This window comes from Pseudoalteromonas aurantia 208, assembly GCF_014858725.1.
Classification (GTDB): Bacteria; Pseudomonadota; Gammaproteobacteria; order Enterobacterales; family Alteromonadaceae; genus Pseudoalteromonas; species Pseudoalteromonas aurantia.
On record NZ_AQGV01000012.1, the window covers coordinates 1,420,990 to 1,447,646 of the forward strand.

Annotated in this window: 24 protein-coding genes; 14 read left to right on the forward strand and 10 right to left on the reverse strand. The window is 41.4% G+C overall.

The genetic code is table 11. The features are described from left to right. The first annotated feature begins 104 nt into the window (after positions 1-104). Positions 105-1,109 carry a hypothetical protein gene (locus PAUR_RS09935; RefSeq protein ID WP_192507602.1) on the forward strand — a complete coding sequence of 335 codons (1,005 nt, stop codon included), beginning with the start codon at positions 105-107 and terminating at the stop codon, positions 1,107-1,109. Positions 1,110-1,156: 47 nt separating this feature from the next. On the opposite strand, the gene PAUR_RS09940 is transcribed toward PAUR_RS09935, so the two are convergent. After that, complete coding sequence (locus PAUR_RS09940) at positions 1,157-3,415, reverse strand: acyl-CoA dehydrogenase (RefSeq protein ID WP_192507603.1); 2,259 nt, start codon at positions 3,413-3,415, stop codon at positions 1,157-1,159. 144 nt (positions 3,416-3,559) lie between these two features. Here PAUR_RS09940 and PAUR_RS09945 point away from each other — a divergent pair, with 144 nt between their 5' ends. The 4 genes from PAUR_RS09945 (at position 3,560) to PAUR_RS09960 (ending at position 7,569) form a co-directional block, all read left to right on the forward strand. Then, positions 3,560-5,380, forward strand: coding sequence for a M2 family metallopeptidase (locus PAUR_RS09945; protein WP_192507604.1), 1,821 nt, complete (start codon positions 3,560-3,562; stop codon positions 5,378-5,380). Positions 5,381-5,483: 103 nt separating this feature from the next. Further along, positions 5,484-6,293, forward strand: a complete 810-nt coding sequence (locus tag PAUR_RS09950) for a hypothetical protein (RefSeq protein ID WP_192507605.1) — start codon at positions 5,484-5,486, stop codon at positions 6,291-6,293. After that, positions 6,290-7,192 (forward strand): ABC transporter ATP-binding protein, encoded by a 903-nt coding sequence (locus tag PAUR_RS09955; RefSeq protein WP_192507606.1) that lies wholly within the window; start codon positions 6,290-6,292, stop codon positions 7,190-7,192. The genes PAUR_RS09950 and PAUR_RS09955 overlap by 4 nt, the downstream gene beginning before the upstream one ends. Positions 7,193-7,194: 2 nt before the next feature. Next, entirely contained in the window at positions 7,195-7,569 is a 375-nt protein-coding gene (locus PAUR_RS09960; protein ID WP_192507607.1) for a PH domain-containing protein, read from the forward strand. A 74-nt stretch (positions 7,570-7,643) separates the two neighbouring features. Here the strand turns inward: PAUR_RS09960 and sohB are convergent, their stop codons facing one another. After that, positions 7,644-8,648 carry a protease SohB gene (gene sohB, locus PAUR_RS09965; RefSeq protein ID WP_192507608.1) on the reverse strand — a complete coding sequence of 335 codons (1,005 nt, stop codon included), beginning with the start codon at positions 8,646-8,648 and terminating at the stop codon, positions 7,644-7,646. Positions 8,649-8,722: 74 nt separating this feature from the next. Next, complete coding sequence (locus PAUR_RS09970) at positions 8,723-11,134, reverse strand: VolA/Pla-1 family phospholipase (protein ID WP_192507609.1); 2,412 nt, start codon at positions 11,132-11,134, stop codon at positions 8,723-8,725. 196 nt (positions 11,135-11,330) lie between these two features. On the opposite strand from PAUR_RS09970, the gene PAUR_RS09975 reads away from it, so the two are divergent. After that, positions 11,331-12,074: a YciK family oxidoreductase gene (locus PAUR_RS09975; RefSeq protein ID WP_192507610.1), complete on the forward strand. Its 744-nt coding sequence runs from the start codon at positions 11,331-11,333 to the stop codon at positions 12,072-12,074. An 89-nt stretch (positions 12,075-12,163) separates the two neighbouring features. On the opposite strand, the gene rluB is transcribed toward PAUR_RS09975, so the two are convergent. Genes rluB through rnm form a run of 5 tightly spaced genes read right to left on the reverse strand, consistent with a single transcriptional unit; the run spans position 12,164 to position 15,941 of the window. Continuing rightward, positions 12,164-13,030 (reverse strand): 23S rRNA pseudouridine(2605) synthase RluB, encoded by an 867-nt coding sequence (rluB, locus tag PAUR_RS09980; RefSeq protein ID WP_192507611.1) that lies wholly within the window; start codon positions 13,028-13,030, stop codon positions 12,164-12,166. Next, on the reverse strand, positions 13,027-13,611 hold the full coding sequence (gene scpB, locus PAUR_RS09985) for an SMC-Scp complex subunit ScpB (protein ID WP_192507612.1): 585 nt from the start codon (positions 13,609-13,611) through the stop codon (positions 13,027-13,029). Before scpB ends, rluB begins: the two co-directional genes overlap by 4 nt. Positions 13,612-13,660: 49 nt before the next feature. Continuing rightward, entirely contained in the window at positions 13,661-14,461 is an 801-nt protein-coding gene (locus PAUR_RS09990) for a segregation and condensation protein A (protein ID WP_192507613.1), read from the reverse strand. Positions 14,462-14,470: 9 nt separating this feature from the next. Further along, the gene (locus tag PAUR_RS09995) at positions 14,471-15,091 is read right to left on the reverse strand and encodes an L-threonylcarbamoyladenylate synthase (protein WP_192507614.1); all 621 of its coding nucleotides are present in this window, start codon (positions 15,089-15,091) and stop codon (positions 14,471-14,473) included. A gap of 1 nt (position 15,092) precedes the next feature. After that, on the reverse strand, positions 15,093-15,941 hold the full coding sequence (gene rnm, locus PAUR_RS10000) for an RNase RNM (RefSeq protein WP_192507615.1): 849 nt from the start codon (positions 15,939-15,941) through the stop codon (positions 15,093-15,095). Positions 15,942-16,388: 447 nt separating this feature from the next. Between rnm and PAUR_RS10005 the strand changes: the two genes are divergently transcribed. From PAUR_RS10005 to trpA, 6 genes are read left to right on the forward strand one after another with little or no spacing between them, the layout of a single operon-like run. After that, positions 16,389-17,966 carry an anthranilate synthase component 1 gene (locus PAUR_RS10005; RefSeq protein ID WP_192507616.1) on the forward strand — a complete coding sequence of 526 codons (1,578 nt, stop codon included), beginning with the start codon at positions 16,389-16,391 and terminating at the stop codon, positions 17,964-17,966. Next, on the forward strand, positions 17,959-18,546 hold the full coding sequence (locus PAUR_RS10010; protein ID WP_404821682.1) for an aminodeoxychorismate/anthranilate synthase component II: 588 nt from the start codon (positions 17,959-17,961) through the stop codon (positions 18,544-18,546). The genes PAUR_RS10005 and PAUR_RS10010 overlap by 8 nt, the downstream gene beginning before the upstream one ends. 8 nt (positions 18,547-18,554) lie before the next feature. Continuing rightward, on the forward strand, positions 18,555-19,559 hold the full coding sequence (gene trpD, locus PAUR_RS10015; RefSeq protein ID WP_192507618.1) for an anthranilate phosphoribosyltransferase: 1,005 nt from the start codon (positions 18,555-18,557) through the stop codon (positions 19,557-19,559). Then, complete coding sequence (gene trpCF, locus PAUR_RS10020) at positions 19,552-20,919, forward strand: bifunctional indole-3-glycerol-phosphate synthase TrpC/phosphoribosylanthranilate isomerase TrpF (protein WP_192507619.1); 1,368 nt, start codon at positions 19,552-19,554, stop codon at positions 20,917-20,919. Before trpD ends, trpCF begins: the two co-directional genes overlap by 8 nt. A 7-nt stretch (positions 20,920-20,926) precedes the next feature. Next, positions 20,927-22,111 (forward strand): tryptophan synthase subunit beta, encoded by a 1,185-nt coding sequence (gene trpB, locus PAUR_RS10025; RefSeq protein ID WP_192507620.1) that lies wholly within the window; start codon positions 20,927-20,929, stop codon positions 22,109-22,111. Then, positions 22,111-22,917, forward strand: coding sequence for a tryptophan synthase subunit alpha (gene trpA, locus PAUR_RS10030; protein WP_192507621.1), 807 nt, complete (start codon positions 22,111-22,113; stop codon positions 22,915-22,917). The genes trpB and trpA overlap by 1 nt, the downstream gene beginning before the upstream one ends. 9 nt (positions 22,918-22,926) lie before the next feature. Here the strand turns inward: trpA and PAUR_RS10035 are convergent, their stop codons facing one another. Further along, entirely contained in the window at positions 22,927-23,205 is a 279-nt protein-coding gene (locus PAUR_RS10035; RefSeq protein ID WP_192507622.1) for an HU family DNA-binding protein, read from the reverse strand. A gap of 155 nt (positions 23,206-23,360) precedes the next feature. Here PAUR_RS10035 and PAUR_RS10040 point away from each other — a divergent pair, with 155 nt between their 5' ends. Beyond that, positions 23,361-23,942: an inner membrane-spanning protein YciB gene (locus tag PAUR_RS10040; RefSeq protein ID WP_192507623.1), complete on the forward strand. Its 582-nt coding sequence runs from the start codon at positions 23,361-23,363 to the stop codon at positions 23,940-23,942. Positions 23,943-24,012: 70 nt separating this feature from the next. Beyond that, complete coding sequence (locus PAUR_RS10045; protein WP_192507624.1) at positions 24,013-24,654, forward strand: CPBP family intramembrane glutamic endopeptidase; 642 nt, start codon at positions 24,013-24,015, stop codon at positions 24,652-24,654. A gap of 335 nt (positions 24,655-24,989) precedes the next feature. Here the strand turns inward: PAUR_RS10045 and PAUR_RS10050 are convergent, their stop codons facing one another. Continuing rightward, on the reverse strand, positions 24,990-26,573 hold the full coding sequence (locus PAUR_RS10050; RefSeq protein WP_192507625.1) for an alpha/beta fold hydrolase: 1,584 nt from the start codon (positions 26,571-26,573) through the stop codon (positions 24,990-24,992). Positions 26,574-26,657 lie beyond the last annotated feature (84 nt).

A 26,657-nucleotide genomic window follows, 5' to 3' on the forward strand; every position in this document is an offset into this window, starting at 1 on the left:
CGAATAAAATGGCCCTACTGACTAAATAAAATACAGCCACATACGTTTAAGTAACGTTTTTTACAAAAAAACATAACCGCTTAAAAATAGGAAAATGACTCAATATGAAATTATTTAAAGGACTAAGCTTTACCATTGCATTATTGCTGAGTGTCTTTGCATTACCGCACAAAAGCTATGCTCACGGATTTATGCTTTCCAACCTCGTGCTAACAGCAACAGTATCCTCAAATAGCAACTATGAAATTTACCCGCATCAATATAATAGTGCGTCGTGTAAAAAGGCCGAAGAGTGGAAGTTTAGTGTACACGATATACTTAATTACGACTGGCTCGAAAATGCCATGTTGATGACCAATGGAGAATGCTACATTAATGGGTTGACGACAAACGATGCTGCCATTGACGGTATGCTTCAAGACATCTATGAACCCGCGATGGACCAATTTTCACTTATTAGACAAAACTTTCAAGAAATAAATACGCAGATCGTGAATAATATTGCCTATGAATCTGATGGAAAAATATCAAAAATAGACACCACCATTGTAGGTGATATTGTCATCTCAATAGACGGTGTGGTTAATTCAAATGGCGATGTACCAGTCAAGATTCATGGCTTTGACGCGGTTACAGTAGGCAAAATCACGAAAAAAATACTTTTCTCTAATGTACATATTTACCCTAAGATCACCTATGCGAGCGTCAATTTAAAAGGCCGATACAACATACATAATCGAACTTTAAATATTGATTCTAATTTATCCAACTTCCGACCCGATGTAGCGGTAGATGTTGATATTCCCTCTTTCTTAGACCTACTTGACAGACTAACACCTAAAATATTTGAAACACTACAAAGAGAGTTTGGTCGCATCGTTATCGACGTATTTAAATTCGTTGGTGTCGATGTCATAAACAAAGCACCACAAGCAGTACAACATAACGTAACGGTTAGCAACTCTTCAATTGTGCCTATTACACAATTAGATAGTTATCAAAGCGGTGACAGAGTGAAAATGGATATCATTTTATCATGGGGCCAAGTAAGACTGGTTGATGCTCAAAGTGATATTGCCTTACGAATATGGTTGACCTATATATTCTAGTGCGTATTTGGGGTTAAAAAGCGTGCTTTTTAACCCCACTCTTTATGTTAATATACATCAACTGAAATCGCAGCAATCCGCCACTTCTCGGCTTCCAAAAGAGACGCCGATTGCTCTTGAGTTAATATTTGTTCTTGCACTGCCAGCTCTACTTGCTCGATAAATGACAAACTAACAGTATCTATACGACCTTTAACCCATTTATTAAACAGCGCCCTATAAGTAAAAGTAGCACGACTCAAGTTGTATGCATGCTCCATAGTATGAATAGCACCTTGATCTCCTATGCGGCATAAATGACTCACTCGCTCTCTAGATGCATCGCTTTGGCGCAATGCTGAACACACTTGTATCACCAATTTATCATTGGGTTGTTTGCAACCATGACCCACAATGTACATTAACCGTTTTAATACGAAGGCAATTGGCATATTGGCAAAGTTATCGATGAACTCATCTAATGCGGTAAATCCCTGCGCCAAATGGTGTTCCACTGCGTAGCATACACTTGGCAGGTCCCCTTGCTGGCGGCCATCATGTTCATACTTTTTCAATACGCATGATGCTAAGTATAAATGACTTAGCACATCTCCTAATCGCGCTGAAAGCATCTCTTTACGCTTTAGCTCACCACCTAACCTCAGCATCGCGAGCTCTGCACTTATCGATAAACAGCTGCTCAGCCAGTTTAATTTCTGATAGTACCTTTTTGTGGGCCCCGATACAGGTGAGGCCGAAAATAAAGCACCGGTCAGCCCATAGCCAATACACTTTATTGCATTGACACCAGCATGCTGTAAATGCGCCATGAGTAGTTTGTCAAATGGTTTAACCGCTTCATCTGCGGGTTTATTTTGAATCGTTTGTATCTCTTGAAAAATGTAAGGATGGCAACGTGTTGCACCTTGACCAAAAATCATCAGGTTGCGCGTCAAAATGTTAGCCCCTTCAACCGTAATTGAAATAGGAATGCCCATATAATTATTTGCTAAATAATTGCTTTGTCCTTTTTGGATGCCTTTTCCAGCATGAATGTCTAACGCGTCATTCATTACAACTCGCGACATCTCAGTGAGGTGGTATTTTGCAATTGCCGTGATAACTGCAGGGCTTTTTTTCATATCAATCGCTTGGGCCGTTGTTTGCCTACACGCTTCAATACTATAAGTCAGCCCTGCCACTCGAGCTAAGCTTGCTTGAACGCCTTCAAAAGCCCCTATAGGTACACCAAATTGAGACCGAACTTGTGTATATGCAGAAGTCATTCGCGTGCATAAGTGCGCCGTGCCGGCACTTAATGCCGGTAAAGAGATCCCTCGGCCTGCACTCAAACAAGACACCAACATGCGCCACCCTTTGCCTACTCCTGCTTGCGAGCCAATGACCCAATCCAGAGGAATAAATACATCCTCTCCTTGCGTTGTTCCATTCATAAACCCTTGGTTAAGGGGATTATGCCTGTCACCCACTTTGACTCCTGGGTGACAGGTTGGGATCAGCGCACATGTGATCCCTAAATCTTCAGTGTATCCCAATAGCTTATTAGGATCATAGGCCTTAAAAGCCAAGCCTAATACTGTGGCGACCGGTGCTAACGTAATATACCGCTTTGACCATGTAAGACGTAAGCCAAGCGTGCTTTTTCCTTCATACTCTCCCTCACAAATAATGCCAAAATCTTGGATACTACCTGCATCTGAGCCTGCATCTAACGCCGTTAATGCAAAACAAGGCAACGCGTCGCCTGATGCCAGCTTTGGTAACCAATCGTCTTGCTGTGTCTGTGTACCGTAGTGTAAAAGCAACTCCGCTGGACCCAAGCTATTAGGTACCATAACAGTGACTGCTGTAGAGAGGCTTTTGCTGGCAATCATCGCGACAATGGTCGAGTTAGCTTGTGCACTAAACTCCAACCCCCCAAATTTTTCAGGGATAATAAATGCAAAGAACCCCTCTCTTTTTAAATACGCCCAAACTGCTTCAGGTAAATCTTTATCAGCTTGAATTTGTTCTTCATCGAGCATATCGAGTAGGTGAACAAGTTTTGTATTAATGAAAGCTTGCTCTTTATCGCTCAGTTTAGGGGCATCTATTTGATGCCACTGTTGCCAGTTGGGCTTACCTGAAAACAACTCCGTATCCCACCAAGTATCTCCGGCTTCCATCGCTTCTTGCTCGGTTTGACTCAAAGTAGGCAACGCCGATTTAAAGTATTTCATGGTAGGCAGGGTAACCAACTTATATCTAATTGAATGCACCATAAAAATCACACACATAGCGATAATAACCAATACAATAAAGCTCATTTTTGACCTCCTGTTCACAGTTTATGTATTGAATTAAAATATAGCGTAAACTCAATTTAACACTGCATTTATCGTACAGTAATTGTAGCTCATCACCTTCACTGTTATCATTTCCCTGCTTTTACAACAACAAGTGATAATTTCATGAAACCACAATTTAAACTTAGCTTTGGGGCATTGATTGTCGCAAGCACATTAGCCCTGACAGCTTGTAACAATACAGCACCTAAAAACAAACAAGTAACAGAGCAAGATGCTGAGCTATTTCTAGCTCAATCAGAAAAAACCTTAGTTGATTTGTCTGAACGCTCTGGCCGCGCAGAATGGATATACGCAAACTTTGTCACTGAAGATACAGCCAGCCTTGCCGCTGATGTGAACAGAGAGCAAACCGATATCATAGTGAAGTTAGCCAGTGATGCAGCCCAGTTTGATAACGTAAAGCTCAGTGACGATAATCGTCGAAAAATGAATAAATTAAAATTAAATCTTACGCTGCCTGCGCCTCAAGACCCAGAAAAGTCAAGAAAGCTTGCCGCACTTAAAGCCGAGTTAGATGGCCTGTATGCAAAAGGCGCCTATTGTAAAACGCCAGACGAGTGTTTAAGTTTAGGTGACATGACGTCAAAAATGGCTTCAAGTCGAAACTATGAAGAGTTACTCGATTTATGGCAAGGATGGCGACAAGTTTCACAACCTATGCGCCCTTTATATGCGCAACAAATAACCCTAACAAATGAAGGTGCTAATCAACTAGGTTACGCTGATACCGGCGCTATGTGGCGCAGCAAATATGATATGCCTGCCGACGACTTTGCCACTGAATTAGATCGTATCTGGGGCCAAGTTAAGCCTTTATATAATGCATTACACTGCCATGTTCGTGCAAAACTTGGTGAAAAGTACGGCGAAGACAAAGTCCCTCAAAACCAACCAATTCCTGCGCACTTGTTAGGCAATATGTGGGCGCAAACATGGGGTAATATTTACGATGTTGTTGCACCAGAAAATGCAGATCCCGGCTACGATGTAACTAAATTACTTGCCAAGCATAATTATGATGAATTAAAAATGGTACAAGGTGCAGAAACCTTCTTTACCTCGATGGGTTTTGAAAAGTTGCCAGACACATTTTGGACTCGCTCGTTATTTACCAAGCCAAAAGATCGTGACGTACAATGCCACGCTTCAGCTTGGAATTTAGATAACAAAGATGATTTACGTATCAAAATGTGTATTCAACGCACTGGCGAAGAGTTTTCAGTTATTCACCATGAACTAGGTCATAATTTTTATCAACGTGCCTACAACACCCTACCTTATTACTATCAAGAAAGTGCAAATGACGGTTTTCATGAAGCGATTGGCGATACCATTGCTTTATCCGTTACGCCTGGCTATTTGAAAGAGATTGGATTATTAGAACAGGTTCCTGACGAATCAAAAGACATTGGCTTATTGATGAAAATGGCACTCGACAAAGTCGCATTTATTCCATTTAGTTTATTGGTTGATCAATGGCGCTGGCAGGTATTTTCAGGAGAAATCTCACCTGAGCAATACAACCAAGCTTGGTGGGATCTCCGTAAGAAATACCAAGGTGTACAAGCACCTATCGCACGTAACGAAACCCACTTTGATCCAGGTGCCAAATATCACGTACCAGGTAATGTACCTTACACTCGTTATTTTTTAGCCCATATTTTGCAGTTTGAATTTCATCGCTCATTGTGTGAAATTGCCGGAAACAAAGAGTCAATTCACCGTTGCTCTGTTTACAACTCAAAAGAAGCAGGTAAGCGTTTAAACACCATGTTAGAAATGGGCAGTAGCCGTCCTTGGCAGGAAGCATTAGAAAGTGTTACTGGCAGCAAACAAATGGATGCAACCGCGATGCTTGATTACTTTGCACCACTACAAACTTACTTAGATGAACAAAATAAAGACCGTCAATGCGGGTGGTAATTTAAGTACTGTGAATTAATTTGTCACAATTGCCACACTCTGAAACAGTTTTCTGCTTTAAATTCAGTACACAACAGGGTACTGTTCAAAAAAAGGAGAAATTATGTCGCTATTTAGAGTGTGGCAACTTGCTCAATTTGAGCTAACACGCCTCTTTGCTACCAAGCGTGGCCTACTTGCACTCAGTGCGTTTGCCATGGTTTGGTTTATGATCCTGAACTATTTAATCGCACAAGCTGTGCCATTTATCAGTAGCCCTGAATTTTCTGAGGTTGCACAAGAACTTGCTGGTAACATCGGGCTACAAAAGCTCGTGAGTTGGCCTCAAGCTGAATTGGCAGTATTTTGGTTAATTGCATTATATAGCTTTCCCGGCTTTTGCATTTTCGTCTGTTCAGACCAAACTGTCGGAGACAGGTTAAGAGGGACACTCCGCTTTATCAGCTTACGCTGTACGCGTGACGAAATCTTATTGGGCCGTTTTCTTGGGCAATTACTCATTATCGCGATCCTTATCTCGCTCACCGTATTGGCCACATTTCTCGTAATGATTTATCGAGATATGAGCCTATTTGGTTCGGGGCTCGCACTTAGCCTACAGTTAATTCTTCAGCTTGTTATTGTTGTTATGCCGTTTATCGCGCTCATGTCGCTACTCAACCTTATATCCAGTTCTTCACGCTTAACTGTTGTGTTAGCCATTTTGTTATTCACCTTAGCGAATGCACTCATTGGATACCTAAGTTACTACCTGCCTATTATTTCAGGGTTATTATACGCTTTCCCTGGCGTGCAATTGTTGGATATCGCTCCACAAACCTCAACATCTATGGTCAACTGGCTATTACCTATAGGACAGAGCGCTGGTTTGTTAGCACTTAGTGCATTTACATTTAGAAGGCGCTCACTATGAACTCTTTAATTCAGGTTAATAACCTATCCAAACACTTTGGTGATAAATACGCACTAAATGATGTCAGTTTTGAGGTAAAGCAAGGGCAAACGGTTGCATTGGTTGGGCCCAATGGCGCAGGTAAAACAACCCTATTCAGTATATTATGTGGGTATCTTCGACCAAGTTCAGGGTCAGTAAGCATTATGGGGAAACCGCTGGGTAACCCCTCACTGTTTGGTACACTCAGTGCCCTCCCTCAGGATGCCACCTTAGATCCTCGGTTCTCATTACAAAAACAGCTCAGCTTTTATGCTCGACTACAGGGCTTAAGTCTAGCTAATGCCACTAACGAAGCCAGCAGAGTGCTAGAGCTGGTTGGTTTAGCAGATAATCACCACGCTAAAATTAGTGAGCTGTCTCATGGCATGAAAAAACGTGTTTGTATCGCACAAGCGCTTATAGGTGAACCAAAAATAGTCCTGCTAGATGAAGCAACCGCTGGGCTCGATCCGTTAAATGCACGTGAGATACGTCACGTCATTGCCTCATTGAGTGAAGATATTACCTTTATATTAAGCTCTCATGATCTTGCAGAACTAGAAAAGCTATGTGATCACGTTCTATATTTAAATCAGGGACAACTTACCACGCATGACCGTGATACCAGTACAGGCAGTAGCCAATACGTTACATTAACGCTTATTGATAGTCCCCGTAATGCCATTGAACAATTGAAGCAACTTAATGGTGTTTTACACGTTTCCCAGAGCCAAAACAAAGAATATATTATTGAGTATCAAGCCAACTTTGAACAATTTGATATACACTTGCTTAAATACTGTCACAAATTAAGCTGGCAGTATCGCCAATTAGTTAATGGGCATACTCTTGAAAACCAACTTTTTCAGAAGGATTAGTCATGGGATTATTAAGCGGATTACTCGGCAATGCCAGTGAAGTAGATAACGACAAACTTGATGAGCTACTCGCAGACACATTAATTGAGTCAGAAGAAATTGAAAAAGCTTACCAAGTAATACGAGATATGTTTGTTTTTACCAACAAGCGTCTATTACTTATTGATAAACAAGGTGTAACTGGCTCAAAAGTGGAAATACTCTCTATTCCATACAGTAAAATAACCAAGTTTAGCAAAGAAAGCGCCGGTCATTTTGACATGGACTCAGAACTCAAGATTTGGGTAGGCTCTGACGTAGAGCCACTCACAAAAGAATTTAAAGCCGGTGATAATATTAACGACGTATATAAGATCATGAGTAGCTATATACTGTAGATATTATTTCGTTACAGTACGTGTATGAAGTTGTCATTGCTTCATACACGTATAAGTTTAACCAAACAGTGGTGTTACAGTCGCATTTTGTTGCTTTTTGACCATAATGAAATGCCTAGCCTTTCAATCATCACACTTAAATTAAGGCCTATTTTTTCAGCCAACGGCTTTTTAATTTTATAGCCCACTTTAAATAATTGATAATTTTCATTGAATGACAGCAGCACATCATCACTGGTTTTTATCTCGTCAACTAAGTTAAACGATTGAGCATGAGTTGCAAACCAATGCTCTCCGGTAGCAACCGCTGAAATATCTAATGTAGATCTATGCTCTGCAACGAATGCCTTAAATAACCCATGAGTATGTTCTATTTCTTCCTTAAACTTTTCACGACCTTTATCGGTGTTTTCACCAAACATAGTTAAAGTACGTTTATATTCTCCAGCTGTTATTTGCTCAAAATCTACATCATTCTTTTTTAAGATTTTACTAAAATTAGGAACTTGGGCAATAACCCCTATCGAACCAACAATCGCAAAAGGTGCTGCAAATATTTTATCTGCTACGCAGGCCATCATATAACCACCGCTTGCCGCAACCTTATCAATACATACCGTCAGAGGTAAGCCATAATCTTTCACGCGGATCAGTTGTGATGCTGCAAGGCCATAACCATGCACCACTCCACCACCACTTTCTAAATTCACTAACACCTGATCTTTTTCTTTATCTGCGATTGTTAATATTGCACTGACTTCTTCACGTAAACTCTCTACTTCATGGGCATCCATACTGCCATTAAAATCGACCACAAAGACCTTTCCTTGCGGCGAAACCTCATCTTGCTTTTTAATGGCTTTTTTATGTGCCTTCAGCGCTTTTTTATCCAATGTTTGCTCAATAAATTGGTTTCGTGTTTCATCAATTTGTTTTGATAGGTCTTTTAGCTCGATTTCTCCAGCTTTCCCTTTTGGCTTTTGGCTTGCACCAATAATCATAACTAATATAACCCCTATTGCAGCAACAATGGTGACTGCCTTAGCTAAAAATAAGCCATACTCAAATAAAAATGCCAACTCGAACTCCTATAAACTTTGCCAATAAAAAAAGCCGCTAAATTTAGCGGCTTTTCATAGTGAACTAATTGTAATTAATTAGCAATAACTGCAGGATTAGTTACTTGTAAAAATAACCCTTTCGATTTTAAATACGACACAAGCTGAGTTTGCATTTCAACTGTAGCCATCGCATGACCTTGCGCTGTTCCACCTGCTCCTTCACTGAATGCAGTGGTGATAATTGACCCATGATGACCTTGGCTGAAATTAACCACATAGTTTCCTGCTGGTTGAGGTCCAGCTTCTGTAACGGTTTGTAATCCCATAAAGCGTGCCAACGGTGTTGAGCCAGACAGTGGATTCGACGTTGTCGGTGGAATAACAGTATCCGGTTTATTACCATCAACACCGCCCGTCACAACATTCATATACACTGGTGTGTTCACCGCTTGCACAAGGCCTGCATAATTTAATGGGTCGGCACTATCTAATGCAGATTGAGCTGCAACCGCAAACTGCTGAATAATCCCATTGATCGCGGCTAATGATGCCGTGTCACCGGTTTCAGTTAAGTGTTTAATATACGCAGCATAACCACATGGAACTATGTTTTCCGCGGTACAACCAGCTACGCCATCGCTGGCTAAGAATGCCAAGAATGCTTTAGAGGCAACGTTACCCGCTGCGCTCAACACTGAGCCTTGTACAAATGAACCAAATTGTTCTGATGCAATTAAGAAACTAGCAATCCCGCTACCACCACTGGCAAGTGCCGCACTTTGAATTTTAAACAACCCATCTACTTGTTCATTCAAAGGCGAATTTGTATGCGCAATAAAGCTTGGCGCAACAATAGAACCCAACGAGTGACCGACAAAACTCACATCTGTTGGGTTTAAACCAATCGCTGGGGCACCAAAATTAAGTCCTAAACGCAGTGCAAGTAAGTCAGCTGTTGATTGACGTAAGTTATCACGTGCCACTAACAATGATGTTAAATTCATGTATGACAGGATTGACCCTGTCGTGGCATTAAAATCGTCAGCGCCATCGTTATCAACATCAATACCACGTTCACCGTGCATTGGGTGGTCAATAGCAACTGTGGCAAAACCTTGCGCACTTAATGCTAAAGTTAAACCTAACATGGTCTCTTTATTGGTGGTAATACCATGTTGTAAAATAACAACTGGCCACCCTGTTGCTGGTTGCTCAATACCGAGTAGTTGCGGAATTGGTTTAGTAATTTGCACCGGCACATTAGCTAGCCATTGCTGCTTAGGAATACTGTTAAACTTTGTGACGTGACGGACTGTGTCTAGTCCAAAGTCCCTTAGTAAACCACCCGATAATGCTGCACAAGCCGCATCATTAGTGCCAGCTTCAGGCGCAGGCAACGTACCTCCAATAGCCGCTTTATAACCGGCAACCACTGCACCATTATCACATCTGGCTTGCCAATATGTATCAGCTAAACTCTCTACACCTGTGGCTTGTGGCATACCTGAGTACATAGGCAACTGAATACTGCCTTTCATGTATTGAATGGCTTGAAATGGTGCAACAGCTGCTGCATCTTGACCACCCATAACCAGCACATCTCTTACTGTAATTACGGGCTGTTCGGGTACTGCTAACTTCGGGTTCGAGCCCGACGCTAAGCTCGCTGCTAATAAGCCTTTAACCGCACTCATTGCTGGGCCGACCGACTGAATAGTCGCAGCAGCAGAATAAATAATGTCTTCTTTGCTTAGTGCACCCAATGCGTCATCAAAGCTCCCGCTGGTCACCGCCGCTTCATAACTATTAATCGCTCCTTGTAACGCAAGCTGAGCTGGTGTTACAAGTGGTGCTGATTGCCTAGCTAATGTATAGGTCGATGACGCTTTCACTGGCCGACCATCCGCCATTTCGATACCAGATGTTAATACCGTAATATAAGTTGAACCGGGTTTAAAAGGTTTTAACGGTTGAATCGCAATTCCATCACCAGAGCTGGTTAGCTGAGCGATAAAATCCCCCGTCAGCCCATTACTTAACTCAGCAATAGACTTACATGCAGTCCCTACGGGTTTAGTTTCACACTCACTGTCGGCTGAACTGGCCCCCATTATCACTTCGAAAATACGGACTGAGCCAGGGGTCTTTACTGAGTCTCCATTCACACTCATACCAGCGGCCATATTTAAATCAATGATATAAGGCATTTGTGAAGACCAACCATCCAAGGCCCCTAAAGCCAATGATGGGTTTGCGTAGTGTGCACGTGTGATTGCAGGGTTGCCTTCTGCATCCAGCTCACCGGGTAAATTGAGTGTGCCATCTTTGGTGCCACTCAATAATAAATCATTTGGTATAGATATAACCCCATTTGAGGGATCGAACTTAATTGAAACAGAAGGAAGTACTGGGGTTGTTTCATTTTTGACATCTTCTAATGTTTCACCACCACCACAGCCAGCTAGGACTGAAGTGACTGCGAGTGAGAGTAGCATTTTTTTCATTTTTTAGGCTCCGACAGAATCTTATTATTATTTTGCTGTAATTAGTTAAATTTTTGTAATCGTACTTTTAATAAGACATTAGACCAGTTAAAGTTAACGCAAAGTGTAGCCTTTCGCCACTTATATTTACAATAAATTCGATAACTTGAGTGATTGCTATGATAAAATGTCCAAAAGTTCTAATTTGGGGTCCACGATGCACAACTATCAAGCTGCGGCAAATGCCTTAGAAAATAAAACCATACTTATTACTGGCGCAGGCGACGGTATTGGCCGCGTAGCTGCTATTACTTACGCAAAACACGGCGCTACTGTAATCCTACTGGGCAAAACAACACAAAAACTCGAATGTGTTTACGATGAGATAGTCAATCTTGGCTATCCTAAGCCAGCTATTGTACCTTTAGATATGCGTGGCGCAACAAAACAAAACTACCGGGATCTTGCTGCTACGATTGAGCAGCAATTTGGACAATTAGATGGACTACTCAATAATGCCTCTATTTTAGGTTCACTTGGGCCCCTTGAGCATTTTTGCGTATCTACTTTTGAAAATATTATGAAAGTAAACGTCACTGCGCAAGCTATGATCACTAAATACATGTTCCCATTACTGAGAAAATCTGCTTCTGCATCTGTTGTATTCACTTCTTCTGGGGTTGGACGTCAAGGTCGTGAATTTTGGGGACCTTATGCGATTTCTAAATTTGCCACTGAAGGCATGATGCAAACTTGGGCTGCTGAAGTCGGTAAAACCAATATCCGCATCAATTGCATTAACCCAGGCGCAACTCGAACCAGCATGCGTGCTTCTGCTTTTCCCGGAGAAGACAAAGACACATTGAAAACAGCTGAAGATTTAATGCCTACTTACCTCTACTTAATGAGTGAAGATTCAGCCACTGTAAATGGTCAATCAATTGATGCTCAACCAAAGTAGTATAAGTTCAATATTGATTCGATGTACAAGTCAATGATGAAAAAAGCCGCTTAATTAGCGGCTTTTTTATCATCTCGAACCATCTCGACTTACGATTGACGACGTTTTGGCTTTTGAGCCCGTTGATTATGTTTTTTAACGGCCTTACGAATTTGATTGATTTTCGCTCGCTTATCTTTGCGTTTTTCAGGCATAACAGACAACTTCGTTTGCGTTTCGTTAGGCAAACGAACTGACTTTCTCAAGTAATTTACATCCGCCAGCTCAAGCTCTTCCCAGCCACCTTGCGGTAATCGTTTATTTAGCTCTAGTTTTCCGTACCGGATGCGGATCAAACGCGATACCTCAACATCTTGAGATTGCCATAAACGTCGTACTTCGCGATTTCGACCTTCGGTCAACATAACATTAAACCACTTATTTATTCCTTCGCCACCCATTGGCTTAATATTAAGGAATTTTGCATGGCCATCTTCTAGCTCTACGCCTTTCGTTAATGTACGTAATGTTTCATTCGTGACTTCACCAAAAACGCGTGCAGAGTATTCTCTTTCTACTTCATATTTGGGGTGCATTAACCGATTTGCTAATTCACCATCGTTCGTAAACAACAATAACCCTGACGTGTTAATATCCAAACGCCCGATCGCAATCCATCGTTCACCATCTATGCGAGGGAGCCTATCAAATACAGTACGGCGCCCTTCAGGATCTTTTCGGGTACACAACTCGCCTTCCGGCTTATGATACATAACCACACGACAAATACGATCTACTTCTTGCTCTATTTTAACAATGTGGCCATCGACACGGATCAATGCATCCTCTTCAACTCGGTCACCTAGCTTTGCAACCTTGCCATCTACACTGACGCGGTTTGCGTCGATGTACTTTTCCATTTCACGGCGCGAACCCACACCAGCTCGGGCTAATACTTTTTGTAACTTCTCACTCATTCGGATGATTCTCTCACAGAAGGATCGCTTAATATCTGGTCAATTTTAACGTCATGCTGCTCAGGTAAATCAGGCAACATACTTAAACCAGACAACGAAAAATAATCTAAAAATTGGTTGGTCGTTGCGTATAGTGCAGGCTTACCCGGCACTTCTTTATAGCCCACAACTTTAATCCATTCCCGTTCCTGCAAGCTCTTCATTATATTTGAGCTCACTGAAACGCCTCGTACTTGCTCTATTTCACCACGTGTAATCGGCTGTCTATACGCAATTAACGCCAATGTTTCTAAGGTTGCACGTGAGTATTTTGGTGCTTTTTCTTGCCACAAATGACTCAACCAAGGTGTCAACCTTTTACACGCTTGAAAGCGATACCCGCTGCCAACTGCTACAAGTTGAATACCGCGAACTTGATAATGCTCTGAAATAGAGTTAATAGCCTCATCAATTCTCATATTTGAGGCTGCAATATCTTTCAATACTGTTTCTTTTAATCGCTTTTTTGACAATGGTTTATCTGAAACAAAAATGGCAGCTTCTATTAGCTCTACTAACTGCTCATCACTAACACGCCGCATTCTTTACACCAAAAGCAAAACACAATCCCCTATTATGACAGAGGAAAGACTACTCTTGTAGTTGTAAACTTAAATAAATCTGACTTGAAGGTGAAACTTGCAAACAATCTATTAATTGTTCCTTAATCAACTCCAAAATTGCAATAAATGTGACAACAACCCCACTTCGCCCCTCGTCTATACGAAACAAATTAGTAAAAGCACACGGACCGTCATGATCTGATAAATACTGTAAAATGTCACTCATTCGCTCTCTTGTAGAAAGCGACTCGGCACTCACTTGATGATGATCAAAAGTTCGTGCACGTGCCATGACCTCAGTTAATGCCAATAACAATTCCTTTACGTCAATATCAGGGCGCTCTGAAATCGACGCGTCACTGTCATCAAATAGAGCATGCGCAACAAAAATATCTCGTTCAACTCTGGGAAGTTCGTCTAAATTTTCTGCGGCAACTTTAAATTGCTCATACTCTTGTAACCTGCGTACCAACTCAGCCCTAGGATCTTCTTCCTCCTCAAGCTCTTCGTGTACAGGCAACAACATTCTCGATTTAATTTGGGCTAGCAAGGCTGCCATGACTAAATATTCACCAGCCAGCTCAAGACGAAACTCTGTCATCAACTCAACATAAGCGACATATTGTTGCGTGATACTTAGAATCGGTAACTCTAAAATATCGAGTTTATGCCGCTTGATTAAATATAATAGTAAGTCCAGCGGACCTTCGAATGTCTCAAGAATAATCTCTAATGCATCGGGCGGAATATATAAATCTTCTGGCTTTTCAATAACCGCTTGCCCATTTAAAAAAGCAAACGGTTGGGGGGTGTCTGATACAACGGTCATTATTGAGTATCAAGAAAATGGTGCGGTATCACCACACCCTACGCGTAAAATATCGATTTCATCTTCCGATAAATCAATCACCGTGGTCGCTTGTTCAATCAGGTAGCCACCATGAATTATCAAGTCAACTTGCTTTTCAATTCGCAATCGAATTTCATCTGGATCCGACTCCGTGAACTGCTCGCCGGGTAAAATTAATGAACACGACATCATTGGTTCAGCCAGCTCTTCTAACAAAGCTGCAGTAATTGGATGATCGGTAACCCTAATACCTATCGTCTTTTTCTTATCATTTAACAAACGCTTAGGAACTTCTTTTGTACCTTTAAAAATAAAAGTATAAGGGCCTGGCGTATTATTTTTGATAAGTCTGAACATCTGATTATCCACTCGCGCATAAGTCGCAAGCTCAGATAAATCTCGGCACATCAAAGTAAAGTTATGGTGTTTTTCAATGCCACGAAGGCGCTCAATGCGCTCCTTTGCCTGCTTGTTACCAATACTACAGCCTATGGCGTACCCTGAATCAGTCGGATATACAACAACCCCACCTTGCTGAATAACCTCCACGGCCTGTTTTATTAGGCGAGCTTGGGGGTTATCTGGATGAATATGAAAAAATTGGCTCATACTAACATTCCTCGTTTTCTTCCCAAAACTGCCAAACACCTTGGCAATCTTTTGGTAAGTATAGGTTTTTCCCTAATTCTAGCCAAGGCATTGGATAATGAAAGTCTGAACCTTGGCTTGCAAGCAACCCATATTCACGACTCAATAGTCCCAAAAACTGCCGCTCGCTTGGCGCTTGTTGTGGTTGAGCCACTTCCATAGCCTGACCACCTGCGTCTGCAAACTCCTGCAACAATTTGCGTAACCATTTATTAGACATTTGATAACGAGCAGGGTGGGCTACAACACTTATGCCACCAGCAGCTCTAATCGCCTTAATTGCTGTTGCCATATCACACCACGTACTTGGGACATACCCAGTTTTATTGCGCGCTAAAAACTTCTTAAACACACCTTGAATGTTATTTGCAACACCTCTTTCAACCAATGCTGCCGCAAAATGAGCGCGTGTTATCTCAGCATCACCAGCGAGGAGTTTTGCTTGCTCATAAACCCCTTCGTAGCCTCTTTTCGCCAGTCTAAAACCAATCTCTTTCGCCCGTTCTTCTCGTTTAGATTGTTGCTCGTTCAGTAACGTCATCAAGTCCATTGAGCTTGTATCAACTGCAAGCCCCACTATATGAATTTCAAAACTTTCCCACCGCGTAGAAATTTCAACACCTGGGATGAGCTTTAATGGCAGTGCATGTTGCTCAATATAAGCCTGAGCTGGCAATATTGCTGCAGTTGTATCATGGTCGGTAATCGCCAATACATCTACGCCTTTTTCCGTTGCGCGCTCTAAAAGTTGTGGAACCGTTAAACGTCCATCAGAAAAAGTGGTATGGCTGTGTAAATCATATTTAATCAAACTAACTCTTTTATATCTGGTAGCTTTTTATTAGAAGCTAAGTATAACACCGCTTAGTGCTACGAACTTTGTATATTTTTTATATTTTTCTGTCACTATCGCTGTTTTGCCCTTGACAGTATTATGCCTAGTAGGGTTTACTGTGTGCATTAAAGATACATAATGATGATTAACCACATGCTTAACTTAACAACAACAAAAAATTGGTGGTGGCGCTCGTAAAGTCGGGTGTTTCGTTGTATCTAACGAAAGTTTAAACCCGCATCTTACGCGGGTTTTTTTATATCTAAATAATTGTTAAAAGTTGGAATTATATATGTTAAATAACAATGCAATGACACATTCTTGGTGGTGGAGCTTAATATAGCGGGACGGCATTGTTATAAGTATTTAATCGCCCCGCTCAGTAAATTACTAGCGGGGTTTTTTGTTTTAGGGGAATGAGGTTTGATTTTTAGTCATATAACAACAACACCTGGTGAGGTGACCAGTATACGACAACGGCGCGACTATATAAGTAGCCCACTGTCGTTATATGCAACACTAGATAAAAGTAACTCGCTACTTTTAGAGTCAGCTGAAATTGATTCAAAAGACAATGTAAAAAGCCTGATCCTCGTTGATGCGGCATTACGAATTGAATGCCAGGGTAAGCAAGTTCAAGTCACTGCGTTATCAAATAATGGTAAGCAATTATTGGCACATTTGGCTGCTCACGTTCAGAACTGTAACGCCCAATTGGAGGGTCCATTACTTACCTTAGAGTATCGCTGCAATGATGTTCAGCTAGACGAATATAGTAAATTAAAAGCTGATAATGCATTTAGTGCGTTAAGAACCTGTATCAATGAAATAAAAAGTAACTCAGATACGCCGTTTTCTGTGTTTCTAGGCGGCGTTTTTGCTTATGATATGGTGGCTAATTTTGAACAGTTATCCGATGTAGATAACGATAAAAACACCTGCCCTGATTACGTTTTTTACCTAGCCGAAACATTGGTTGTTATTGATCACCAAGAAAAAACCACCGAACTGATTGGCAATGTCTTTAATGGCCCTGACGTACATGCAAACTGCTTTGAGATCGGAAAACAACTAGAAACATTAAATGCACAATGTGATGCAGCAATACCCTATACTCCTTCATTAATTTCAGGAGAGTCTAAAGTTGCAGTAAACATTGACGACAATACTTTTTGTGATCAAGTCAGTAAACTCAAACAGAACATTATTGACGGCGATATTTTTCAAGTTGTACCTTCACGTACTTTCTCATTGCCGTGCGAACAACCACTATCTGCATATCAACAGCTTAAAATTCAAAATCCCAGCCCATATATGTTTTATATGCGTGACCAAAACTTTATTCTATTCGGTGCGTCACCTGAGTCAGCATTAAAGTACAGTGTAGATAGCAACCAAGTTGAAGTATACCCAATTGCAGGTACAAGGCAACGCGGTAAATTTGCCGATGGTACGATTAACCCAGACTTAGATAGTCGCATAGAACTCGAATTACGAGATGATAAAAAAGAACGCGCGGAACACCTAATGCTCGTTGATTTGGCACGAAACGATGTCGCTCGAATTAGTGTCGCGGGGACTCGTCATGCCAAAGAACTGTTAAAAGTTGATCGTTATTCTCAAGTGATGCACTTAGTCTCTCGTGTCGTTGGACAGCTAAAGCCTGACCTTGATGCATTACACGCCTATCAAGCATGTATGAACATGGGGACTTTGGTTGGTGCACCTAAAGTAAAAGCAGCAGAACTCGTACGTCAAACAGAACAGCATAGAAGAGGAAGCTATGGTGGAGCAGTAGGTTACCTAACTGGAGACGGCACTATGGATAGTTGTATAGTGATACGATCAGCATTTGTTAAAAATAATATCGCTTACGTACAAGCGGGTGCAGGAGTTGTTTATGATTCTGTTCCGCAAGCTGAAGCCGATGAAACACGCGCAAAAGCTCAAGCAGTGATCAAAGCTGTGCAATCAACATATCAAGGAGATGCACATGCGTAATATTAAAGTCTATTTCCTCGACAACTTCGATTCATTCAGTTACAACTTGGTCGATGAACTAACCTTGTTAGGCAACGAGCTGGTCATTTACCGAAATAATATCAGCGCACAAAGAATATTCTCTGAAATGAATAAAGAAACACAGCCGGTAATGTTGGTACTATCTCCTGGTCCTGGTAACCCAGCCCACGCTGGTTGTTTATTAGAATTAATAGCATTGTGTAAAGGTAAGTTCCCAATGCTTGGCATTTGTCTGGGCCAACAAGCATTAACGCAAAGCTACGGTGGCACCATTGGTCACGCCGGTGAAACGGTACATGGTAAGTCTTCTATTATTCAGGTAGAAGATCACCCTGTATTTGCAGATTTGGGCGCACAATTCCCTGTAGCGCGTTATCACTCACTTATGGCAACATCAGTTCCTGACACACTCACAGTTATTGCCCAGTATGAAAATATTCCAATGGCTATTTATCATGCAGAAGATAGAGTGATCGGATATCAATTTCACCCTGAATCTATTTTAACCCCTGATGGTGCCAAATTGCTTAAGCAAACCATCGACTATCTCACTCGTTAGGAGCCAACATGGATAGTTTAAAAAAATTACTCGACCAACACTCTCTGAACTTTTCAGAAGCGCGTGCACTGTTTGATCAAATCATGTTAGGCAATATCTCTGACATCGAATTGACTGCCGCACTCGTGTCTTTAAAATTCAAAGGTGAAACAGTAGATGAAATTGCAGGTGCAGCACAATCTATGCGCAGTAACGCACTCGCATTTGATAACCAAAGCTTACATTGCTCTGATAGCTGCGGCACTGGGGGTGATGGGTCTAATACCATTAATGTCAGCACAACCGCAGCCATTGTTGCTGCCGCATGTGGCATAAATATGATCAAGCATGGCAACCGCAGTGTGTCTAGTAAATCAGGGTCAGCTGACCTACTTAAAACCTTAGGTATTAATTTAGAAATGACGCCGGCACAAGCCAGTAAATGCTTACACAGTACCGGTTTTACATTTTTATTCGCGCCTCAGTATCATCAAGGGGTGAAGCACGCAATGCCAGTACGAGGCGCATTGAAAACCCGCACTATTTTTAATATTCTTGGCCCGCTGGCTAACCCTGGTGCGCCACAAACGCAATTACTGGGTGTTTATGACCCTGCTTTGTGTAAGCCTATGGCTGAAACATTAAAGACTTTAGGAACCCAACGAGCGATGATAGTACATGGCAGTGGTACTGATGAAATTGCCCTGCATGGCACAACAGATGTTACAGAACTGAATAATGGCCTCATTACACAATACACATTATCTCCAGAAGACTTTGGGGTAGCACATTTTCCACTTACAGATATTGCTGGGGACTCACCTGAATATAATGCTAAAGCCAGTCTCGCAATATTAAACGGTCAGGCACCAACAGCTCATAACGCCGCAATTGCTGTGAATGTTGCAGCGCTATTAGTCATGAATAACAAAGCTGATAACTTTAAAGATGCGACTCAACAAGTGCTTGACGTACTCACATCTGGATCAGCCGCTTCAAAACTTGCTGAAATTGTAGAGGTAAGCAATGGCTAACGTATTAGAAAAAATTGTCGCTGACAAACGCAATGAATTAATCACGCGCAAAGCGGAGTGTGCACTAGCTGATTTTATTGAAAAAGTGCAGCCCACGAAAAGAGATTTCTGTGCCGCACTCGCCAAGAAAGGGACGCAATTTATTCTCGAGTGTAAGAAGGCATCACCATCTAAAGGGTTGATACGTGAAACATTTGATTTAGACGAAATCACATCTGTCTATAAAAATCACGCGAGTTGTATCAGCGTTTTAACCGATGAAAAGTACTTTCAAGGCAGTTACGATTACCTTGCCTACGTTCGCGAAAAAGTAAACCAACCGCTTATTTGCAAGGACTTCTTTATTGATGAGTATCAAGTTTACCTAGCACGGCTACATGGTGGAGATGCCATCTTATTAATGTTATCTGTATTAGACGACGCACAGTATAAGACACTGGCTAAAGTGGCTCACAGTTTAAACATGGCGATACTAACAGAGGTCAGTAACGAAGACGAAGTCATCAGAGCACTCGAGTTACAAGCCAATATTATTGGTATTAACAACCGTGATTTACGAGATTTAAGTACCGATTTAGCGACGACTGAACGATTAAGAGCATTGATCCCTGATGATAAAGTTGTTATTTCAGAATCAGGAATTTATACCCACCAAGACGTGAAAAGACTCGCACCATTATGTGATGGCTTTTTAGTAGGTAGTTCACTGATGAGTGAACAAAACCTCGACGAGGCCTGCCGCAAATTGATCTTAGGTGAAAACAAGGTCTGTGGCTTAACACGCACCCAAGATGTCGTATCAGCCTATGAAGCCGGCGCCGTGTATGGAGGGCTCATTTTCTATTCTAAGTCTCCCCGTTTTGTTGACTTAGACTGCGCTAAAGCATTAGTTGACAGTGCCCCACTTCGATATGTCGGAGTGTTTGTTGATGCTGATATAAACACCGTTGCCGAGCACGCTTTAACCTTAAAACTCAGTGCTGTACAGCTACATGGTTCGGAAGACGAGCAATATATTCGTTCTTTACGTGATAACTTACCTATCACTTGTCAAATTTGGAAAGCGCAAGGTATAGAAAGCAACTTACCCTCTCCTCTTGACGGGGTTGATAAACACCTATATGACACGAAAACAGCCAACGGTTTTGGCGGGACTGGGGTGACATTTGATTGGCAGCTATTAACTAGCCACCCAGTGCGCAATTTTATGCTTGCCGGTGGGTTAACACCTGAGAATGTTGAAACCGCGGCACACTATGGAGCACAAGGCTTAGACTTAAATTCAGGGGTGGAATTAAGCCCTGGCAAAAAGTGTCAGTTCAAACTGAAAGACGCTTTTACTAACATTAGAAATTACTGAGGTGGAAATGAATAATGCAGCCTATTTTGGTGACTTTGGTGGCATGTATGTCCCAGAGTTACTTGTTCCAGCACTTAAACAGCTAGAGCAAGAGTTTAATAACGCACAACAAGATGCCGGTTTTTTACAAGAGTTTCAGCAACTTCTTAATGAATATGCAGGACGCCCGACGCCGTTAACCCTAACGCGAAACCTAGTGAAAAACCCAAAAGTAAAATTATATTTAAAACGCGAAGATCTATTACATGGTGGAGCGCATAAAACGAACCAAGTGCTCGGTCAAGCGTTATTAACCAAGCGTATGGGGAAAAAAGAAGTCATTGCTGAAACAGGTGCAGGACAGCACGGCGTTGCTACAGCGCTTGCATGCGCATTGCTTGATTTAAAGTGTCGTGTATACATGGGCGCAAAAGATATTGAAAGGCAACAACCTAACGTCTTTAGAATGAAATTGATGGGTGCTGAAGTGATCCCTGTCACAGCTGGGTCAGGTACCTTAAAAGACGCAGTAAATGAAGCGATGCGTGACTGGTCTGCAAATTATCAAACGGCACACTATCTGTTAGGTACAGCTGCCGGCCCTCACCCATTCCCAACGCTCGTACGAGAGTTTCAAAAAATGATCGGTGAAGAGGCCAAACAACAAGTACTCGAAAATGAAGGTCGTTTGCCTGATGCTGTCATTGCCTGTGTTGGCGGCGGCTCTAATGCGATAGGTATGTTTAGTGACTTTATTGATGAACCAAGTGTTAAGTTGATTGGGGTTGAACCAGCCGGAAAAGGGCTTGAAACTGATGAGCATGGCGCTGCATTATGTAAAGGGACTAAAGGTATACTGCACGGCGCTTATACCTATATTATGCAAAACAGCGATGGTCAAATTGAAGAGTCATATTCCGTTTCTGCGGGGCTTGATTATCCGGCTGTAGGCCCACAACACGCTTTCTTACATGAAACCGGCCGAGCGCAATATGTCGGAATTTCAGATACTGAAGCACTTGACGCGTTTCAAGCACTTGCCAAACATGAAGGGATCATCCCTGCTTTAGAATCTAGCCATGCACTGGCTTACGGATTGAAGTATGCAGAAAACCAAACTGAAGAAACGGTTATCGTGGTAAACCTCAGCGGTCGTGGTGACAAAGACTTAGCCCACGTACACCAAGTACTGAATGAACGAGGAGCACTATAATGAGCCGCTATGCTAAAACATTCGACCAATTGGCGACACAGAACCAAGGGGCGTTTGTTCCATTCGTCACCATAGGTGATCCAAATAAGGCATTAAGCTTAGATATTATTAAAAGCTTAATTGACGCAGGCGCAGATGCTTTAGAGCTCGGGATCCCATTTTCAGATCCAATCGCAGACGGGCCTGTAATACAATCTGCTAATATTCGTGCCCTTGAAGCAAACGTTAACACCGAGGCGTGCTTCGACATTATTAAACAAGTAAGAGAATATAACCAAACTATCCCTATTGGCTTACTTTTGTATTCTAATTTGATTTTTGCGCGTGGTATTAGTGCTTTTTATCAGCAAGCACACGCTGCGGGCGTAGACTCTATTCTCGTTGCTGATGTACCGCTTCACGAATCAAAAATGTTCCGCCAAGCAGCCCAGCAAACGCAGATTGACCCCATATTTATTGCGACACCAAATGCAAACGATGACACATTACGCACATGTGCAAGCTATGGCAGAGGCTATACATACCTGCTATCACGAGCTGGTGTTACTGGTACAGAATCAACGGTACAAATGCCCGCAGATTCAATCGTCACACAACTCAAAGAGTACCACGCTGCCCCAGCGCTACTGGGGTTTGGTATTTCCAGCCCTGAACATGTTAAGGCCGCTTTAGACTCTGGGGCTGCCGGAGCAATATCTGGTTCAGCGGTTGTAAAAATTATCGAACGCAATTTAGATGATCCAGCAACTATGCTAAGTGAGCTAAAAGCCTTTGTTAGCAAAATGAAAGCTGCGACCCAAAAATAACCATTTCTATCAATATTCAGCTAAGGCAGACTTTAATGCCTTGGCTGGCTTAAATTGCACTTTATTCGCTCCTTCGATCATAATCTCCTCCCCCGTTTGTGGATTTCGACCACTCTTTGCGGGGTGATAACTCAGTGCAAATGTACCAAAACCAGATAATGGAACCTGATCCCCTTCGGAAAGGCGTTTAGTAATGCTGGATAAAATACAATTTAACACCACTTGTGACGATTTTTTTGTTAAATCGCTGTGTTGTGCCATTGCTGCAATCAGTTCCGATTTGTTCATTATATATTCTCTTTTTCTTTATTCATAAGCGCCAGTATAGAGCACATTAACTGAAGGGTTGCTGAGGCTAAGGATTTAAGTAATAAATGTCAATCTTGAACTTATGCCCAGTTCTTGGTAAAACCATGGTAGAGAATTCAAAAAGGTAAACATAAATGGCAGCATTGCTAGAGTATCTTCCGTTAATTTTGTTTTTTGCGGTCTATAAATTTGTCGATATTTATTGGGCGACGGGTGTTTTAATTGTCACTTCATCAATTCAACTTGGTTACCATCATTTTGCGCATGGAAAAATAGCAACTCGGCATTGGATATTCTTTGCTATCGCTTTGGTTCTTGGTGGCCTCACTATTTTATTTCAAGATGAGCAATTCATAAAGTGGAAGGCAACGGTCATATACGCAGTACTGGCAGTCAGCTTAATCATCTCTAGATATATTTTCAAAAAGAATCTCGTAGAAAAGGCGCTTATTGGCGTACTGAAATCAGCCAATGAAAAAGGCGATACCGATGCACCGCTCAATATTGAGTTACCTAAGCACATATGTGAACAACTGAACCTAATGTGGGTCGCTATTTTGGCTTTTATTGCAGGCCTCAATATATATATAGCGTACAATTTTTCGCTCGACTTTTGGGTCAATTTCAAAGTATTTGGTTTAATGGGGATCACGTTCGTCGCCATACTCATTACCATGGCAAAAATATACAAATACTTACCAGAAGACCAAAGTTAAATTGTCATAATTGCAGGCGCTTTTTACTGCTATAGTTTTTTTAAACTATACAACTAAGTGAGAAGCGTCTTTGAATGCAAGTCAATATCGTTGGTGTGAACTCTTCCTTGTTTTCTTTGGTTTACCCATTTTAGCTTACTTTTTTCGCTATCATCTCTCAAACTGGTTGTTCCCTGCTCTGATTATCCTTATGACGGTGTGTACATTCTTACTGCTCACCGATCCACATTTTAAACGTTTTCGTTTAACCAGTTTAGGCCAGTTCTCTACTGTGAAAAAACGCATATTCACCAGCTTTTTTGCCGGTGCATTATTTTCAGCCATGCTGTATGGATTATTAAACCAAGGTAATTGGTTTAGTTTCCCGCTCAATTCAACCACACAGTGGCTCATACTCCTAATTGCTTACCCTTTGCTGTCGGTATTACCACAAGAACTTATTTTTCGCAGCTATTTTTTTCACCGTTACAAACGAATATTACCAAATAAAACCACGCGCATTATCCTCAGTGCCAGCGTATTCGCGTTAGCCCATTGTGTATATGATAACTGGGTTGCAATAGCGCTCTCATTTGGCGGGGGTTTACTATTTTCCTATACATACGCGCACAGTCGCTCACTCCTAGTATGTGTCCTTGAGCATAGTTTATGGGGATTATGGATATTTACACTCGGTATTGGGCATTATTTAGACTCTGGGGTATCTTTTTAGTGGTACTAAAAATATGTATTACCTAGATGCTTAGCATACGCCTGCCATAGACCCTATTAAAATCACGATTCTGGTTATCGAGGAAATAATACAATCCATTGCTGGCGCATGTTATAAATGTATCTGCGTTGTCAGTAACTTACTTAACCTCAGGTTTGGATAAGGGTTTTGGAATAGAAAATGTTTTGTAAACAAACTTACGTACAATCCAATGATGATATTTTGTTCAATATCAAAGCGCTTTTATGCAGTAATAGCGGGCTATTACAAATAAAAGCAACGCCGAGAGTGAAAAAATAGCTTTATTGGGCAAATTCGCTTATCCAGAACTGAGGTTACTTAAATGAACCAAATGCATCATCTTCCCCATACACTTCTTGGCTATGCTCTATAGCTAGCTTAAATGTATGATCCGTCAGATCATTTAAACAATCCGTATTCGGTTTTGTCCAAGGGTTCTCCATAAAACTCTCCATAATATCAACACCACAAATACCTTCGCCCGCCGTTTTAACCCCCGTATTAAACACCACGCCATGTGGCGCATAAGGCACTTCTATAAACCGTTGATTTATATTGGTGAAAGATGACTCAATCGTCTTTGCGTGAAATATAGGTGTGGCGTGATCTAATGTGCCATTGAAGGCTATAAGTGGCATATAGTGACTCATGCGTTTATAAATATATTCTCCTGTATATCGCTCTGACCATGTACTTTGGTATTTGGCCGATAATGCATGATCTGCTAAGGTGAAACATACAACAGCATTCGCACAAAATAAGCGTCGTTGGTCTACACTTCTTTTTACAAAGTTTATCTCATTCATTGATATAAGGTCATATAAAGGGCCAGAAAAAGTTGCCTTAAACTCATCAGGCACATTATTTTCTTGACGTAAAATAAAAGTGCTTCCCCCCAACTTATAAAATGTTACAGCCTTCTTTAGCGCAACGATATCATCTGTGTTACAGCGAGCTAAACGACTATAAAATGGTAAAAGTGCCCGTTTATCATTTCGTGATATTTGCTCCATAGACCACAACTGCAACTTTTCACGGTCAATCGACACGTCTGAACAATGTTGACCAGCAAAATGTTTTGAAAGTGTGTCTCGAATTGTCTGGTTAACTGGTGAAACAAACTTGCTACGGCAATATTCATCAAGGTCACAATAGTCGGCGAGTTGTGTAAAAACCTTGTCCGCATTTTCCTCATACATGTCAGCGCCAAAATTCGTAGTCGGTAACACTGAATCTAAAATTATCCCTTGTGCACCATTGGGGGCTATTTGTGTAAAACGCTGCACAAGCATAGTACCGTAAGATACCCCGTAAATATAACTCGGTAACCAGTTCAATGCCCGACTCTTTGATATCACATATTCTAAATCTCGTGCAGCATTGGTCGTATTAAATTCAAATAGACCATCACCCCAGATTTCATGCTGGGCGTCAAAACATGCTTGAGGATTAAAATAATCACGCCAGTCACACTGTAACTCTGTTGACCAACCTATTCCTCGATGTTCTATTATATAAACGTCATGATCTTCAACGATGTCAGCCATGTCATATTCAATTACATGTGGGAAAGCAATAGAAGCAGAGGCACCAGGCCCTCCACTTATCATCCATAGCTGGCCTTTACTCACTCCACCTCTTGCCGGGTATTTTGCAACGAGTACTTCAATTTTTTTGCCTGTAGGGTCAGCCCAATCTAATGGTACTTCAGCAAAAGAGCACTTATTTTGTTTATCTGTTGTATTAAACTGGGCTGGACACTGCCCCCAATTAAACTCTTGGTATTGATTATATTCTGATATTTTTTTATTAAAGTGAGTACTAGCAAATGATGTAGATGAAAGGCTCATTAATGCCACTAATATCAGTGACAAAAATACATTTCCTTTAAATGTCATATGAATTCCTTAAATAGGTAAAAACACAACGTACGACAAAAAAACAAAATGCAAAAATGAAATATATTCATAATAAAAAATTAT